At 58.3% G+C, this 14,706-nt stretch carries 13 protein-coding genes; 10 read left to right on the top strand and 3 right to left on the bottom strand.

Annotation, left to right across the window (positions count from 1 at the left end):
• The first annotated feature begins 30 nt into the window (after positions 1 to 30).
• The 10 genes from AC2FH8_RS08745 (at position 31) to AC2FH8_RS08790 (ending at position 11,295) form a co-directional block, all read left to right on the top strand.
• A complete protein-coding gene (locus AC2FH8_RS08745; protein WP_142636170.1) occupies positions 31 to 1,290 on the top strand; it encodes an ABC transporter substrate-binding protein in 1,260 nt (419 codons plus the stop codon).
• A gap of 94 nt (positions 1,291 to 1,384) precedes the next feature.
• Positions 1,385 to 2,308, top strand: a complete 924-nt coding sequence (locus AC2FH8_RS08750; protein WP_142636168.1) for a carbohydrate ABC transporter permease — start codon at positions 1,385 to 1,387, stop codon at positions 2,306 to 2,308.
• A 1-nt stretch (position 2,309) separates the two neighbouring features.
• A complete protein-coding gene (locus AC2FH8_RS08755; RefSeq protein ID WP_142636166.1) occupies positions 2,310 to 3,158 on the top strand; it encodes a carbohydrate ABC transporter permease in 849 nt (282 codons plus the stop codon).
• Positions 3,159 to 3,180: 22 nt separating this feature from the next.
• Positions 3,181 to 4,521: an alpha-glucosidase/alpha-galactosidase gene (locus AC2FH8_RS08760; RefSeq protein ID WP_496689412.1), complete on the top strand. Its 1,341-nt coding sequence runs from the start codon at positions 3,181 to 3,183 to the stop codon at positions 4,519 to 4,521.
• A gap of 24 nt (positions 4,522 to 4,545) precedes the next feature.
• On the top strand, positions 4,546 to 6,255 hold the full coding sequence (locus tag AC2FH8_RS08765) for an IlvD/Edd family dehydratase (protein ID WP_496689414.1): 1,710 nt from the start codon (positions 4,546 to 4,548) through the stop codon (positions 6,253 to 6,255).
• Positions 6,255 to 7,022: an SDR family NAD(P)-dependent oxidoreductase gene (locus AC2FH8_RS08770; protein WP_142636160.1), complete on the top strand. Its 768-nt coding sequence runs from the start codon at positions 6,255 to 6,257 to the stop codon at positions 7,020 to 7,022. The genes AC2FH8_RS08765 and AC2FH8_RS08770 overlap by 1 nt, the downstream gene beginning before the upstream one ends.
• Positions 7,023 to 7,026: 4 nt before the next feature.
• Complete coding sequence (locus AC2FH8_RS08775; RefSeq protein WP_142636158.1) at positions 7,027 to 7,920, top strand: 2-dehydro-3-deoxygalactonokinase; 894 nt, start codon at positions 7,027 to 7,029, stop codon at positions 7,918 to 7,920.
• A complete protein-coding gene (locus tag AC2FH8_RS08780) occupies positions 7,917 to 8,522 on the top strand; it encodes a 2-dehydro-3-deoxy-6-phosphogalactonate aldolase (protein ID WP_142636156.1) in 606 nt (201 codons plus the stop codon). Before AC2FH8_RS08775 ends, AC2FH8_RS08780 begins: the two co-directional genes overlap by 4 nt.
• Complete coding sequence (locus AC2FH8_RS08785) at positions 8,519 to 9,379, top strand: SMP-30/gluconolactonase/LRE family protein (protein WP_142636154.1); 861 nt, start codon at positions 8,519 to 8,521, stop codon at positions 9,377 to 9,379. Before AC2FH8_RS08780 ends, AC2FH8_RS08785 begins: the two co-directional genes overlap by 4 nt.
• Positions 9,376 to 11,295 carry a beta-galactosidase gene (locus AC2FH8_RS08790; protein WP_496689417.1) on the top strand — a complete coding sequence of 640 codons (1,920 nt, stop codon included), beginning with the start codon at positions 9,376 to 9,378 and terminating at the stop codon, positions 11,293 to 11,295. Before AC2FH8_RS08785 ends, AC2FH8_RS08790 begins: the two co-directional genes overlap by 4 nt.
• Positions 11,296 to 11,322: 27 nt before the next feature.
• Here the strand turns inward: AC2FH8_RS08790 and AC2FH8_RS08795 are convergent, their stop codons facing one another.
• From AC2FH8_RS08795 to AC2FH8_RS08805, 3 genes are read right to left on the bottom strand one after another with little or no spacing between them, the layout of a single operon-like run.
• Positions 11,323 to 12,573, bottom strand: coding sequence for an ABC transporter permease (locus AC2FH8_RS08795; RefSeq protein ID WP_142636150.1), 1,251 nt, complete (start codon positions 12,571 to 12,573; stop codon positions 11,323 to 11,325).
• Entirely contained in the window at positions 12,570 to 13,490 is a 921-nt protein-coding gene (locus tag AC2FH8_RS08800; protein WP_496689419.1) for an ABC transporter permease, read from the bottom strand. The genes AC2FH8_RS08795 and AC2FH8_RS08800 overlap by 4 nt, the downstream gene beginning before the upstream one ends.
• Positions 13,491 to 13,502: 12 nt before the next feature.
• Entirely contained in the window at positions 13,503 to 14,615 is a 1,113-nt protein-coding gene (locus AC2FH8_RS08805; protein ID WP_142636146.1) for an ABC transporter ATP-binding protein, read from the bottom strand.
• Positions 14,616 to 14,706 lie beyond the last annotated feature (91 nt).

A 14,706-nucleotide genomic window follows, 5' to 3' on the forward strand; every position in this document is an offset into this window, starting at 1 on the left:
GAACTAAAATGGAAGCTAAGGGAGGAAACCATGCATTCCATCTACAAGCGCACCACGGCCGCGCTGGCCATGAGCGTTGCACTTGCTGTTCCCGCCTCTGCCGAGCTTACCGGCGAATTGCGGATATTCCTGGACACATCGAACCCGGCACCCCGGGCCACGATGGAAGCAATGATCGACAGATTTCAGCAACAGCATCCGGATTTGGCCATCGAGACAACGGTGATCGACCGCGAGGCCTACAAAACCCAGATCCGCAACTTCTTGACTGCGGATACGCCGGATGTCGCCACGTGGTACGCGGCGAATCGGATGAAACCCTATGTCGAGGCTGGCCTGTTCGAAGACGTCTCGGACCTGTGGGCGGAACCTGCGATTGCGGACAATCTGGCCTCAACCAAAGGTGCGATGACGATCGACGGCAAACAGTGGGGCGTGCCCTACACCTACTATCAGTGGGGCGTTTATTATCGCAAAGACATCTTTGACGAGCTGGGCCTGACCGAGCCCGCAACCTGGGAAGAAGAGCTGGCGAATTGCCAAAAGATCGTCGATTCCGGTCGCGCCTGCTATACGATCGGCACCAAGTTCCTGTGGACTGCCGGTGGCTGGTTCGACTACCTGAACATGCGCACCAACGGCTATGACTTCCACAACCAGCTGGCCAATGGTGAAATCAGCTGGGAGGATGACCGGGTCAAGCAGACCTTCGCCAACTGGAAACAGCTGATCGATATGGGTGCCTTCATCGACAACCACCAGACCTATAGCTGGCAAGAAGCTCTGCCCTTCATGGTCAACGGTGATGCGGCGGCTTATCTGATGGGCAACTTCGCCGTGGCGCCGCTGCGTGAGGCGGGCCTGAGTGACGACCAGCTGGACTTCTACCAGTTTGTTGCCATCAACCCCGATGTCGAACTGGCCGAAGATGCACCGACCGACACGTTCCACATCCCGTCAAACGCGGCGAACAAAGAAGCCGCCCGTGAATTCCTGCGCTTCGTTGTGTCTGCGGATGAACAGACCGAGATCAACAATGGCTCGAATCTCGGCCAGTTGCCGGTCAATGCTCAGTCCTCGGTAGATGCCGACAAGTTCCTGCAGCAGGGCTTTACCATGCTGTCGTCAAACAGCCCGGGCGGAGTCGCCCAGTTCTGGGACCGCGACGCACCGGCAGAAATGGCCAAGGCGTCGATGGAAGGCTTCCAGGAATTCATGGTCAAGCCAGACAATGCGGACAAAATCCTGGCCAAACTCGAACGGGCGCGTCAGCGCATCTACGACAACTGAACCGGTCAGGATTGGCAAAGCCAATCCTGAGCCATGACCTGCGTAAGGCGGGTATCAACCCGCCTTACTCCGCCTACCAGAACCGGGGACGCCCATGACCGCCGTCGATACCCACGAACAAGAAAGCTGGTTCCACCGAAACCAACAGCGCATCGCGCCCTGGTTATTTTTGGCCCCAGGCCTGTTGTTCTTTATGGTCTATGTGATCATTCCGGTCTTTCAGTCCTTCAACCTGTCGCTTTACGAATGGGACGGCCTGGGGGCTGCCGAATATGTCGGCTTTCGCAATTATGAAGACCTGTACTGGGAATGGTCGGACCGGGATGCCTTTTACATCTCGCTCAAAAACAACCTGATCTGGCTGCTGCTCTATCTGGCGGCGATTCCGGCGGGTCTGTTCATCGCGCTGTTCCTGAACCAGACGGTCTGGGGCATTCGCCTGTATAAATCCCTGTTTTTCTTCCCCTTCGTGATTTCTCAGGTGGTCGTTGGCCTTGTGTTCACATGGTTCTACGATCCCACATTCGGCCTGCTGAACGAATTCCTCGGATTCTTTGGCATGGGCCCGGTGAACGTGCTGGGTGACGAGCGTTTCGTCACCTATGGCATCATCTTTGCCGGTCTCTGGCCGCAGACAGCTTATTGCATGATCCTTTACCTGACCGGCCTCAACGCCGTGGACCCCGAACAAATCGAAGCCGGGCGGCTGGACGGTGCCAAGAGCTGGCGGATGTTGTGGCATATCATCCTGCCGCAACTGCGCCCTGCCACCTTCATTGCCTTTGTCGTCACCATCATTGGCGCGCTTCGCAGCTTTGACCTGATCTCAATCATGACACAGGGCGGTCCGTTCGGATCATCGCGCGTGCTGGCCTATTACATGTTCGAGGTCGCCTTGTCCGAATACGGATTCCGCATGGGATATGGCGCAGCTATCGCGGTGATCCTGTTCCTGATCATGCTGTGTTTCATCGGTTATTTCCTGTGGTCGATGTACCGCGAAGAAAGGGGGCACTGAGATGTTTCCCAAGCCAATCGAAAAACAACCTCGTGCAGCGCAGATCACCTATCAGGCGTTGCTGCCGCTGGCCTTGCTTTTGTGGCTCGGGCCGTTGCTGGCCGTCGCCCTGTTCTCGGTCAAACCCGCCGCGGATTTCACCAATGCCAACTACTGGGGGATGCCGTCCAGCTTTGAGGGCGCATTCAACTATGGGCAGGTGTTTTTCAATTCGGATATGCCGCGCTATCTGATGAATTCCTTCCTGATCACCGTTCCCACGGTCATCGGGTGCGTCGCGCTCAGCAGCATGACGGGGTTTGCACTCGGCATCTACAAATTCAAATCGAACCTTTGGATCTTCTTCCTGTTCGTAGCGGGCAATTTCGTGCCTTTCCAAATCCTCATGGTGCCCGTGCGCGACCTGACGCTGGACCTGGGCCTGTACAACACCAAGACCGGGCTGGTCTTGTTCCACATCGCGTTCCAGACCGGGTTTTGCACCCTGTTCATGCGGAATTTCATCCGCGCCCTGCCCTTTGAACTGATCGAGGCAGCGCGGGTCGAAGGGATCAGTGAATGGCGTATCTTCTGGTACGTGGTGCTGCCGCTGATGAAGCCCGCCATTGCGGCGCTCAGTGTGCTGATCTTTACCTTCATATGGAACGACTATTTCTGGGCTGTAGTGCTGACGCAAGGTGCTGAGAGCCAGCCTGTAACCGCAGGGATCACCAGCTTTAACGCGCAGTTCCGCGCCGCCTATCAGCTGATGAGTGCCGGTTCCATTGTCGCGGCGCTGCCGCCGGTTGCCATGTTCTTCCTGATGCAGAAACATTTTATCGCGGGCCTGACACTCGGTGCCGTGAAATAACATCAAGCTAAAGGTTTGCCTGATGACCAAAATCACTTTTATCGGGGCCGGTTCCACGATCTTCATGCGCAATATCGTGGGCGATGCTCTTTTGACCCCCGCCCTGGCCGACAGCCATTTTGCCTTAATGGATATCGACACACAGCGCCTGGCTGAGAGCGAATCCGTGGCCCGCGCCATGGTGCGCTCGGTCGGCACGGGGGCCACCATAACCACCCATACCGATCGGCGCGCCGCATTGGAGGGGGCGGATTTCGTGATTACCGCCTTTCAGATCGGAGGGTATGACCCCTGCACAGTGACTGACTTCGAGATCCCCAAGCAATATGGCCTGCGTCAAACCATCGCCGATACGCTGGGCGTGGGCGGGATCATGCGCGGGTTACGCACCGTTCCGGTTCTGTGGGAGGTGGCGCAGGACATGATGCAGCTCTGCCCCAACGCGACGCTGTTGCAATATGTGAACCCGATGGCGATCAACACCTGGGCTTTGGCCGAACGGTTTCCGACATTGAAACATGTCGGACTGTGCCATTCGGTGCAAAATACGGTCGAGGAACTGGCCCATGATCTAGACCTGCCCAAGCACGAGTTTCGCTATAAGGTCGCAGGCGTCAACCATGTGGCTTTCTTCCTCAAGCTCGAGCATCGGGGCCGCGATCTCTATCCTGCGCTCCGACAGGGATATGCCGGTGGACAGCTGCCGAAACCGCCCCTTTTGATGCCACGCTGCCCCAACAAGGTCCGATACGAAGTGATGGATCATCTGGGCTATTTCTGCACCGAAAGCTCGGAACATCTGGCCGAATATGTGCCCTGGTTCATCAAGGACGGGCGCGACGATCTGATCGAGCAGTTCTCGATCCCACTGGATGAATATCCCACCCGCTGCGTCGAGCAGGTCGAGGACTGGAAAGAACAGGCCAAGACCCTGACCGCCGGGCGTGCGGTTGAGGTGTGCCGCAGCCACGAATTCGCGGCGGACCTGATGAACGCCATCGTGACGAATACGCCCTACACCGCCTATGGCAACCTGCCCAATACCGGCCAGATCCCGCAACTGCCCTTGGGGGCTGCTGTGGAAACGCCATGCCTGGTGGACAGCAACGGGGTGCAACCCTCGGTCGTGACCGACATCCCACCGCAGCTGATTGCGCTGATGCGCACCCAGATCAACGTGCAGGAACTGACCGTGCGGGCGCTGACCGACCAGAACCCCGAATACATTTACCACGCCGCCATGATGGACCCACACACAGCCGCCGAGCTCGACCTGCGCCAGATCCGTAATCTGGTCAGCGATCTTTTGATCGCGCATGCGGATTGGTTGCCAGACTGGTGCAAACCGGCCAAAGCGGCATGACCAAATATTAAAGGGCTGACAATAATGACAAAAAAACGCCGCTCGCAGCATTGGTATGGCAAGCTGGACAAGGATGGTTTCATCCACCGGTCCTGGATGAAGAACCAGGGCTTTCCCGACCATGCCTTTGACGGGCGTCCCATTATCGGCATCTGCAATACATGGTCCGAACTGACGCCGTGCAATTCCGGCCTGCGCGATCTGGCCGAAGGCGTCAAACGCGGCGTGTGGGAGGCTGGCGGCTTCCCGGTCGAATTCCCGGTCATGTCGCTGGGTGAAACCCAGATGAAGCCCACCGCCATGCTGTTTCGCAACCTACTGGCCATGGATGTCGAAGAATCCATCCGCGCCTATGGGATTGACGGCGTGGTTCTGCTGGGTGGCTGTGACAAAACTACGCCGGGGCAACTTATGGGAGCCGCCTCGGTCGATCTGCCCGCCATCGTTGTCAGTTCCGGCCCGATGCTGAACGGTAAGTATCGCGGGCAGGATATCGGCTCGGGCACGGATGTATGGAAGTTTTCCGAAGCCGTGCGCGCCGGGGAAATGACCCTGCAGGATTTCATGAATGCTGAATCCGGCATGTCGCGCAGCGCCGGTGTCTGCATGACCATGGGCACCGCGTCGACCATGGCATCCCTGGTCGAAGCAATGGGCATGAGCCTGCCCACCAACGCCGCGCTGCCCGCCGTAGATGCTCGCCGAATGGCGCTGGCGCATCTGACTGGCAAACGGATCGTCGAGATGGTGGATGAAGACCTCAAACCCTCGGACATTCTGACCAAAGAAGCCTTTGAAAACGCCATTCTGGTCAATGCTGCCGTGGGCGGCTCTACCAACGCCGTGGTGCATCTGCTGGCTTTGGCCGGTCGTGTAGGCATCGACCTGACACTTAAGGATTTTGAGATCGGGTCGGATATCCCGCTGCTTGTGAACTGTATGCCTTCGGGCCAATACCTGATGGAGGATTTCTGCTATGCAGGTGGCGTGCCTGTGGTTTTAAACGAACTCAAACCCTTCCTACGACCTGCCAAAACGGTTCTGAACAAGGATATTTCGGCCCATTACGAAGGTGCAGAATGTTTCAACCGCGATGTGATCCGTCCCTTCAACGACCCAATAAAACCTGCCGCAGGCCTGCGTGTGCTGCGCGGCAATCTGGCGCCGAACGGGGCCATTGTGAAACCTTCGGCGGCCACGGACGCACTGTTGGAGACCGAGGCTGTGGCCCATGTCTTCGAAAGCATCGAAGATATGAAGGCCAATATCGACAGGGATGACCTGCCGGTGACGCCCGAGACTATATTGGTGCTGAAAGGCTGTGGACCCAAGGGTTATCCCGGCATGCCCGAGGTTGGCAATATGCCGATCCCGGCCAAGCTGGTGAAGGACGGTGTGCGCGACATGATCCGTATCTCGGACGCACGGATGTCCGGCACGGCATTTGGCACTGTCATCCTGCATGTCAGCCCCGAAGCCCAGGCGGGCGGCACGCTGGCGCTGGTCAAAACCGGTGACCGTATCCGTGTATCCGCTAGCAAGGGCGCGCTCGAGTTGCTGGTTGACCAAGTTGAACTGGACGCCCGACGCGCCGCATGGCAACCGGATGCTCCGCATTACACCCGCGGCTATGCCAAGCTTTACATAGACCACGTCCTGCAGGCCGATCAGGGTGCGGACCTGGATTTTCTTGTCGGCAAAGACACCCGCCTTGTGACCAGAGAGAGCCACTGATGGACCAACCCGCCACTTTCCACGACCTGAACGGTGCATCCGTCTTTATCACCGGAGGTGGTTCTGGTGTCGGGGCCGCTTTAACGGACGGATTTCTGGCGCAGGGTGCGCAGGTCGCCTTTATCGGGCGCTCCGACGCCAGTGCCTTTGTTGATGAGATGCGCGCCAAGCACGGGCGCGGGCCGCTGTTTCTGCAAGGCGACATGACAGATACCGACCTGCTGCGCGCCTCAATGGCCAAAGCCGCCGAGGCCCATGGCCCCCTTGGTGTGCTGATCAACAATGCCGCCAACGACAAGCGCCATTCGCTTGACGAAACCACGCCCAAATTCTGGGACTGGATGATCGAGGTGAATCTGAAGGCGTATTTCTTTGCCTGCCAAGAAGCCGCACGTCAAATGCAGGACAAGGGCGGATCAATCATCAATTTCAGCTCGATCAGCTATATGATGGGTAATTCCGGTTATCCGATCTATACGACATCAAATGCCGGGATCACCGGGATGACCCGGTCGTTGGCGCGCGAGCTTGGCCCGCAGAAAATCCGCGTTAATGCGCTGGCCCCCGGATGGGTTCTGACACAGAAACAGCTGGACATGTGGGCCACGCCAGAAGATCTGTCCGCACATCTGGAACGCCAATGCCTAAAGGACCACCTGACGCCCGAGGATATGATCGCACCGACCCTGTTTCTTGCGTCGGAAGCCAGTCGCGCCATGACCGGGCAATGCATGGCCGTTGATGGCGGTGTTGTAGTAACAGGATGAGAACATGACAATCGAATGGATCGCTGTTGATTGGGGAACAACTCATCTGCGGGCATGGGCAATGCAGGGTGACACCATTCTGGACCAGGCTCAGTCCGCAAGCGGCATGGATCAAATTCCCCGGGATGGGTTTCAAAAAGCACTGCTGGACCTGATCGAGGGCTGGCTTGGCGATACGGTCATGGATGTGGTCGCCTGCGGTATGGTGGGTGCGCGCCAAGGCTGGGTCGAGGCACCATATTCCGCTGTACCTTCGGTTCCTGTTCCCGATGCACCTGTCCGCGTTCCGGCAACAGATCCCCGTATCCGCGCCTTTGTCGTACCCGGGCTAAAGCAAACAAGCCCCCCCGATGTCATGCGCGGAGAAGAGACACAGATCGCCGGTTTTCTGGCCCACCGGCCAAACTGGGACGGCATCATTTGCCTGCCCGGAACGCATACCAAATGGGTACAGGTCAGCGCGGATGAAGTCGTCAGCTTCCGCACATTCATGACAGGCGAAATCTTCGGATTGCTCAGCAATCAATCCGTCCTGAAACATACGGTCAGCGAAGGCTGGGACGACGCAGCTTTTGCCGAGGCTGTGGCGGATGCCCTGTCCCGACCGGAACAACTTGCCGCGCGCCTTTTCGGCCTGCGGGCCACTGATCTGCTGCAGGGTCAGGACTCCGGTGTCGCACGCGCGCGTCTGTCGGGATACCTGATCGGAGCGGAACTGGCCGCGTCCCGTCCCTATTGGTTGGGCCAGCAGATTGCCATTATCGGGGACCAAAGCCTCTCGGAAATCTATGCCATCGCGCTGAAACAGCAGGGTGCATTTGTTGAAATAGCCGACAGCACGCAATCTACATTGGCAGGTCTTTTGCAGGCCCGAAATCTGACGAGGCAAACCGCATGAGCCGTCCTATCATTGCAATTCTGCGCGGTCTGCAACCCACCGAGGCCGCCGAGGTCGGGCAGGCCCTGATCGACGCGGGCATAGACCGGATCGAGGTGCCCCTGAACTCACCCGATCCGTTGACCAGCATCGGCATTCTGGCGGAACGTTTCGGCGATCGCGCATTGATCGGCGCCGGAACCGTCCTGACCATCGAACAGGTCGATGCGGTGGCCGGGGTCGGCGGCAAGCTGATTGTCTCGCCAAATTTCGACGCTGAGGTGATACAGCAGACGATCAAACTGGGCATACAAAGCTGGCCAGGCGTCTATACCCCGACCGAGGCCTTTGGCGCGCTCAGGGCAGGGGCAACCGGGCTCAAACTGTTTCCGGGCGTGATGGCGGGGCCCTCGGGCCTGGCCGCAATACGCCCGATCCTGCCCAAGGACGCGCTGGTCTTTGCCGTCGGTGGGGCAGGCCCCGAAAACTTTGCCGAATGGCTCAAGGCCGGGACGGACGGGTTCGGGATCGGGTCGGCCCTGTATAAACCGGGAATGGCCGTTGCCGACATTGCAGAGCGCGCGCGAAAGATCGTCTTGGCCTATGACAAGGCCGCCCAATGAGTGTCGTGTTTGACGACCGTCCCTGCGATCTGGGCGAAGGGCCTTTGTGGCACCCGGAACGGGCGCAGCTATTCTGGTTCGACATCACCGGCAACCGCCTGATGACCCAGAAGGACGGGCATCAGCAAAGCTGGCAGTTCCCGGAAAATGTTTCAGCAGCGGGCTGGGTGGACAGGGACACGCTGTTGATGGCTTCCGAGACCGGGCTGTGGCGCTTTGACCAGAAAACCGGCGCGCGTAGCTTGGTCACCCATCTAGAGGCGGACGATACGGTCACCCGTTCCAACGATGGCCGCGCTGATCCCTGGGGCGGTTTCTGGATCGGCACCATGGGCAAGAACGCCGAACCCGGCGCTGGGTCCATCTATCGGTTCTGGCGCGGAGAACTGCGGCGGCTGGTGCCGGATGTCACGATCTCGAACGCCATCTGTTTTGCGCCGGATCGCTCTTGCGCCTATTTCACCGACACGGTCACCAGACAGGTCATGCGCTGGAGTTTGGACCCGGAAACCGGGTGGCCAGAAGGCCAAAGCACCGTGTTCCTCGACCTTACCAAAGACCAGCTGAACCCTGATGGAGCAGTGGTCGATACGAGCGGAAATATCTGGATCGCCCAATGGGGCGCCAACCGCGTGGCTGCTTACTCGCCTGAGGGTCGGTTCCTGAAGGCGGTCGGTTTTGACGCGGCCCATGCCTCGTGCCCGGCTTTTGGCGGGCCAGACCTGACAACGCTGTTCTGCACCACCGCTCGCCAAGGGCTGGATGCGACACAGATTGAAACCCAACCTACCAACGGAATGACCTTTGCCGCGCCCGACGCAGGCAAAGGTCAGGCAGAGCACAGAGTCATCCTATGAACCCGGAACTTGGCGTTTGCTATTACCCCGAACATTGGCCAGAGGCGATGTGGGCGGACGATGCAGCACGTATGGTCGAAACCGGCCTGACATGGGTGCGGATAGGCGAGTTCGGCTGGAGCCGGATGGAGCCCACGTCGGACGATCTGCACTTCGACTGGCTGGATCGCGCAATCGAAACCTTAGGTTCTGCCGGGTTGAAAGTGGTGCTGGGCACGCCAACAGCGACGCCGCCACGCTGGATGCTGGACAAACACCCGGACATGCTTGCCGTGGATGCGCAGGGTCAGCCGCGCAAGTTCGGCTCTCGCAGACATTATTGCTTTAGCCACACCGGCTATATCGAAGAATGCGTTCGGATCGCACGTGTCATGGGCGAACGCTATGGGCGCAACCCGCATGTCGCAGCATGGCAGATCGACAATGAATATGGCTGCCACGACACCACTGTCAGCTATAGCCAACCCGCCCTACACGCCTTTCAAAACTGGCTGGAAGGTCAATACAGCACGATTGAAACCCTGAATGCAGCGTGGGGAAATGTGTTCTGGTCAATGGAATATGACAGGTTTGATCAGATCGACCTGCCGAACCTGACAGTGACAGAACCCAACCCGGCCCATGTTCTGGCCTTCCGGCGGTTCAGTGCAGATCAGGTGGTGGCCTTCAACAGGGCACAGGTCGAAGTGCTGCGGCCCCTGACCGATGCGCCTTTGCTGCACAATTACATGGGGCGTGTGCTGGATTTCGACCACTTCGCAGTGGGTGCCGATTTGGATATCGCCACATGGGACAGCTATCCGATCGGGTTTCTATCTGACCGGCTTGAGGCGGATAAGGCGCATAAGTCGGCCTTTCTGCAGCAAGGCGATCCTGACATGCAGGCCTTTCATCACGATCTGTATCGCGCTGTGGGGCGCGGGCGTTGGTGGGTGATGGAACAGCAACCCGGCCCGGTGAACTGGGCCCCTTACAACCCTGCACCTCTGCCCGGCATGGTGCGCCTGTGGTCGCTTGAGGCCGTGGCGCATGGGGCCGAGGTGGTCAGCTATTTCCGCTGGCGGCAGGCGCCCTTTGCGCAAGAACAGATGCATGCAGGACTGCTGACGCCGGACAACCGCTCTGCCCCGGCTTTGGCCGAGGCACGCCAAACCGCCGATGATCTGGCCGGGCTGCGAGCAATCACACAGGCCAGAGCGGATGTCGCGATCCTGTTCGACTATGCCTCGGATTGGGCCTGGGCGACGCAACCTCAAGGGGCTGGGTTCGACTATTTCAAACTGGTCTTTTCAACCTACCAAGCCCTGCGCCGGGCTGGATTGTCAGTGGATTTCCTGCCTGCGGATAACATCCCAAAGGCGGGATATAAGGTGATCCTTGCACCGGGTCTGGCGACCATCGGACCCGATCTGGAACAACGCCTGACCAATGGTTGTGATCTGGCTGTTCTGGGCCCGCGCTCTGGCGCCATCACGCAGGACTTTCAGATACCCGCAACTGGTCGCCCCGGGCTGACTGCACTGGATTGCACTGTCGATCTTGTGGAAACCCTGCCCCCTCAGGTGACCCGGGAAGTTGATGGTGGCGGCGCAGCCCGTCACTGGGTCGACCGCCTGTCAGGAAAGGCCCCGGACCTTTTGACATTTCGAGACGGAACACCTGCCCTGAAAGGGACCGACCACATGTGGTATCTGGCCGGGTTCCCGGATGACACGTTATGGGATCGCGTGATCAGCATGGCCGCTGCTCTGACAGGCATTGCCTTGCATCCGATGCCTCAGGGTTTGCGGCGGCGCCAGACCGCCGGGCATACATTCCTGATCAACTACAATTCGGCGCCGGTTGAATGGAACGGCCGGATGATCGAAGCCTGTGATGTGTTCATTCAGGAAAATGACACGCCCGCCGAGGGGTAACCCCGGCGGGCGCAAACTGCGAGGCGCTTAGTTCGCCTGCAAACTGTTGGGATCAAAGGCACCGCCATTGCCCGAAGGCGTTTCAGTACCAGAATCCTCTTCTTCGTCACCCAGAGTATTCGGCGCAAACACATTGCCGAAACCGCTGTTATTCGAGGGTTTCGGGGCCGATTCCTGCGCACCCTCTCCCTCTTGCTCAGCCGCTTCCGCCTCGCGCTTTTTGCGCTGTTCTTCGCGCTGCTTGCGCAGCTCTTGAATACGCAGATCAGCTTCAAGGCGCTTTTGCTCTTTGACATCTGCGACACACTGAGCCGGATTATAGGCGGTTGCGGTTCCGACCACAGTGATCGTGGCAACCGCAAAGACAACCAGCAGAACCGCAGCAAGGTTCCCGGCAAAGAAGCTGGGAAGCTTGATTTTACCCGCCAGTTCCTCGACCGTGGCGTTCTTGCGTGCAGCAGCCACCAGTTCCTGTCGCTTCAGCTTGGCCTCGTTCAGCAGGGCAAAGAACACCGTCAGCGCCACGATGATGAAGGCCAGCGCCGAGATCGAGGGCGTGATGCCATAGCGCACCTTCTGTGCCAGTTCGATGGTCAGCGTGGGGTATTCACCAAAGGTGAAGGTGGTGGTGTTGTAGTTCTCGAACGAGGCCAAGAACGCCAGCACTGCCGCGCTGGCAATCGCCGGACGCATGAACGGGAGCATGATCTTGCGGAACGCCTGAGCATGGGTTGCACCCAGATCCAGCGCGGCCTCGGTCAGCGCCATATCATAGCGCTGCAACCGTGCCACCAGCACCAGCATGCAATAGCTGGCGATAAAGGTGGATTGGCCGATCACCGTCAGGAATATCCCGTTTGACAGGAAACTGTCGGCACCCAAGCCCAACATCCGGTTGATCCGGTCCCAGAACACCAGTGTCGAGATACCCAGAACAACGCCCGGGATCAGGATCGGCGCGATGATGACCGTATAGTAGGTCGCACGCAGTTTCGGCCAGATCTGCGTCAGCATCAGCGCGCCCGCTAGACCCATCGCCACCGATAGAACCACCGTTCCGGCACCGATGATCAGTGAGTTCTTGATGCCGTTCAGGATGCGTTGGTCCTGAAACAATTCGCCAAACCACTGGAAGGTCAGACACTCCCACGGTGTCATCCTTGGGAATTCGGACGAGTTGAAGGCCGTGACCGACATGATCACCAGCGGACCCAGAAGGTACAGGAAGAACAGCACCAGGTAGACCCAGATGCTTACACGGAGGAAGGACAAATTCATTTCCCGATATCCCCCATATTCACCTTGAACAGGCGCATTACGGCCAGCACGAACAAGATACAGGTCACCAGCAGAACGATGGCGTAGGCGGCACCCTGCGGCCAGTCATTGTTGTCGTTGAACTGCTGATAGATCAGCTGCGTGAACCACAGGGAGGACGGCCCACCCAGAATTTGCGGCGCGGCCAGCGCACCTGCGGACAGCATGAACACCATAGTACAGCCCGAACTGATCCCTGGCTTGGCATAGGGAATGACCACGCGCCAATGGATACGCCACCAGGGGGCTCCCAAATCTCGCGCCGCCTCGATCTGGTTTTTATCCAGACTTTCTATGACGTTATACATCGGGAAGATCATCAGCAGGATATAGGCATAGCCCAGCCCGGCATAGAGCGCGATGTCATTGCGGATGAAATCAAACGGCATATCCCAGACCCCCAGCCCAGTGAACAGCGTGTTCAGTACACCGGTTTCGCCAAAGATGATTCGCAGGGCAAAGGCGCGCAGGATCTCATTGATCCAGTAGGGGATGATCAGCATGATCGCAAAGATGCGGATGTGACTGCCCTTGGACTGACCCAGATAATAGGCGATCGGATAGCACAGGATCAGGTTGAAGATCGTAACGCATACCGCGGCCAGAAGGGTGCGGAAAAACACCCTCAGATCGACGGAGTTATAGTCCTGGCTGCCGCCTTCCGGGCCATAGATCAGGTATTTGTAGTTCTCCAGCGTATAGACATCTTTTGGCCCCCCGATCTCGGGCGGGGGCAGGTTTGGCCGGAATGAGAAATCCAGCATCGACAGCTGCGGCAGGATGATCAGGCCGATGGTCCAGAACAGGACCAAACCCAGTATCATCAATCCCATGCCGGTGCCGTTGCGGTTGAAGAATTCTTTCAGAAAATGGGGCATATTTTTATCCCCTTATTCCGCGGCCAGCTCACCCGCTGGAACCAGAACCGCATTATGGGTCTGATATTCCAACGTGATGGTCTGCCCGGTATGGTCATCGAAAGATTGGCCTAGATTGGGCAGCGATACCTTAATTTCCTTGCCGCCATCGCCTTCGGTGAAAATATTGAAGGCGTTACCTTCGAATTCTTCATGGTTCACGCGGGCGGTTACAAAATGGTCGCCCACTGCACCGTCCGGGGCAATCGCCAGCGCCTCGGGGCGAATGAACATCATCGCGTCATCGCCTTCTTTCAGCTTGCCCTGATTTACAGTGGAAATCCGTGCAACCAGATCGCCGGATCGGTTGGTTGCAATCAGCGCCTCATCTCCCATGACTTGCTTGATCTTGCCGCGGAAAACGTTGTTTTCGCCCACGAACGAGGCCGCAAAAGCCGTGTTGGGGTCATTGTAAATTGTCTTGCCATCGGCAATCTGGTCGATCACTCCTGCACGCATTACGGCGATATTGTCCGACATGGTCAGCGCTTCGCCCTGGTCGTGGGTGATATAGATGAAGGTGATACCGACACGCTTCTGAATCTCGCGCAGCTCGGTGCGCATATGCTGGCGCAGCTTGAGGTCCAGCGCCGAAAGCGGTTCGTCCAGCAGCAGTACATCGGGTTCGGCACATAGGGCGCGGGCAATCGCCACGCGCTGACGCTGACCACCCGAAAGCTCGCTGGGCAGCTTGTCACCCTGTCCCGGCAGCGCGATCATGTCCAACAGCTCATCGGCCCGCTTGCGGCGCTCGGCCGCGCTGGCGCCTTTGATCTCCATCGAGAAAGTGATGTTTTCCCAGACTTTCATCAGGGGGAACAGCGCGAGGTTCTGAAAGATCAGGGCAGTCGGGCGCTTGTTGGGCCCGATGCCGCGCATGTCATTACCACCGATCAGAACCTTACCCTCGCTGGGGTCCAGAAACCCCGAAACAGCGCGCAAAATCGTTGTCTTGCCGCAACCGGATGGTCCCAGGAACGAAAAGAAATCGCCCCCGTTTATGTTCACATTTGCGTCCCGCACCGCGACAAAATCGCCGAAACGGATCCACAGGTTTTCAAGATCTACACCGACCCCTGCACTCATTTTTGGTATCTCCGATTGATGCGCTGGTGGTGCGCACCCAAATGGGTTCCGTCACGCAGTGGCGTGCGGGTTGGGAGCCCCCCGCGTTTAG

Source organism: Ruegeria sp. CDSC025 (assembly GCF_059610805.1).

Excerpts from the sequence above, each read along its gene's own strand:
- AC2FH8_RS08745 (WP_142636170.1), top strand. The coding sequence starts at position 31 with ATGCATTCCATCTACAAGCGCACCACGGCCGCGCTGGCCATGAGCGTT.
- AC2FH8_RS08750 (WP_142636168.1), top strand. The coding sequence starts at position 1,385 with ATGACCGCCGTCGATACCCACGAACAAGAAAGCTGGTTCCACCGAAAC.
- AC2FH8_RS08755 (WP_142636166.1), top strand. The coding sequence starts at position 2,310 with ATGTTTCCCAAGCCAATCGAAAAACAACCTCGTGCAGCGCAGATCACC.
- AC2FH8_RS08760 (WP_496689412.1), top strand. The coding sequence starts at position 3,181 with ATGACCAAAATCACTTTTATCGGGGCCGGTTCCACGATCTTCATGCGC.
- AC2FH8_RS08765 (WP_496689414.1), top strand. The coding sequence starts at position 4,546 with ATGACAAAAAAACGCCGCTCGCAGCATTGGTATGGCAAGCTGGACAAG.
- AC2FH8_RS08770 (WP_142636160.1), top strand. The coding sequence starts at position 6,255 with ATGGACCAACCCGCCACTTTCCACGACCTGAACGGTGCATCCGTCTTT.
- AC2FH8_RS08775 (WP_142636158.1), top strand. The coding sequence starts at position 7,027 with ATGACAATCGAATGGATCGCTGTTGATTGGGGAACAACTCATCTGCGG.
- AC2FH8_RS08780 (WP_142636156.1), top strand. The coding sequence starts at position 7,917 with ATGAGCCGTCCTATCATTGCAATTCTGCGCGGTCTGCAACCCACCGAG.
- AC2FH8_RS08785 (WP_142636154.1), top strand. The coding sequence starts at position 8,519 with ATGAGTGTCGTGTTTGACGACCGTCCCTGCGATCTGGGCGAAGGGCCT.
- AC2FH8_RS08790 (WP_496689417.1), top strand. The coding sequence starts at position 9,376 with ATGAACCCGGAACTTGGCGTTTGCTATTACCCCGAACATTGGCCAGAG.
- AC2FH8_RS08795 (WP_142636150.1), bottom strand. The coding sequence starts at position 12,573 with ATGAATTTGTCCTTCCTCCGTGTAAGCATCTGGGTCTACCTGGTGCTG.
- AC2FH8_RS08800 (WP_496689419.1), bottom strand. The coding sequence starts at position 13,490 with ATGCCCCATTTTCTGAAAGAATTCTTCAACCGCAACGGCACCGGCATG.
- AC2FH8_RS08805 (WP_142636146.1), bottom strand. The coding sequence starts at position 14,615 with ATGAGTGCAGGGGTCGGTGTAGATCTTGAAAACCTGTGGATCCGTTTC.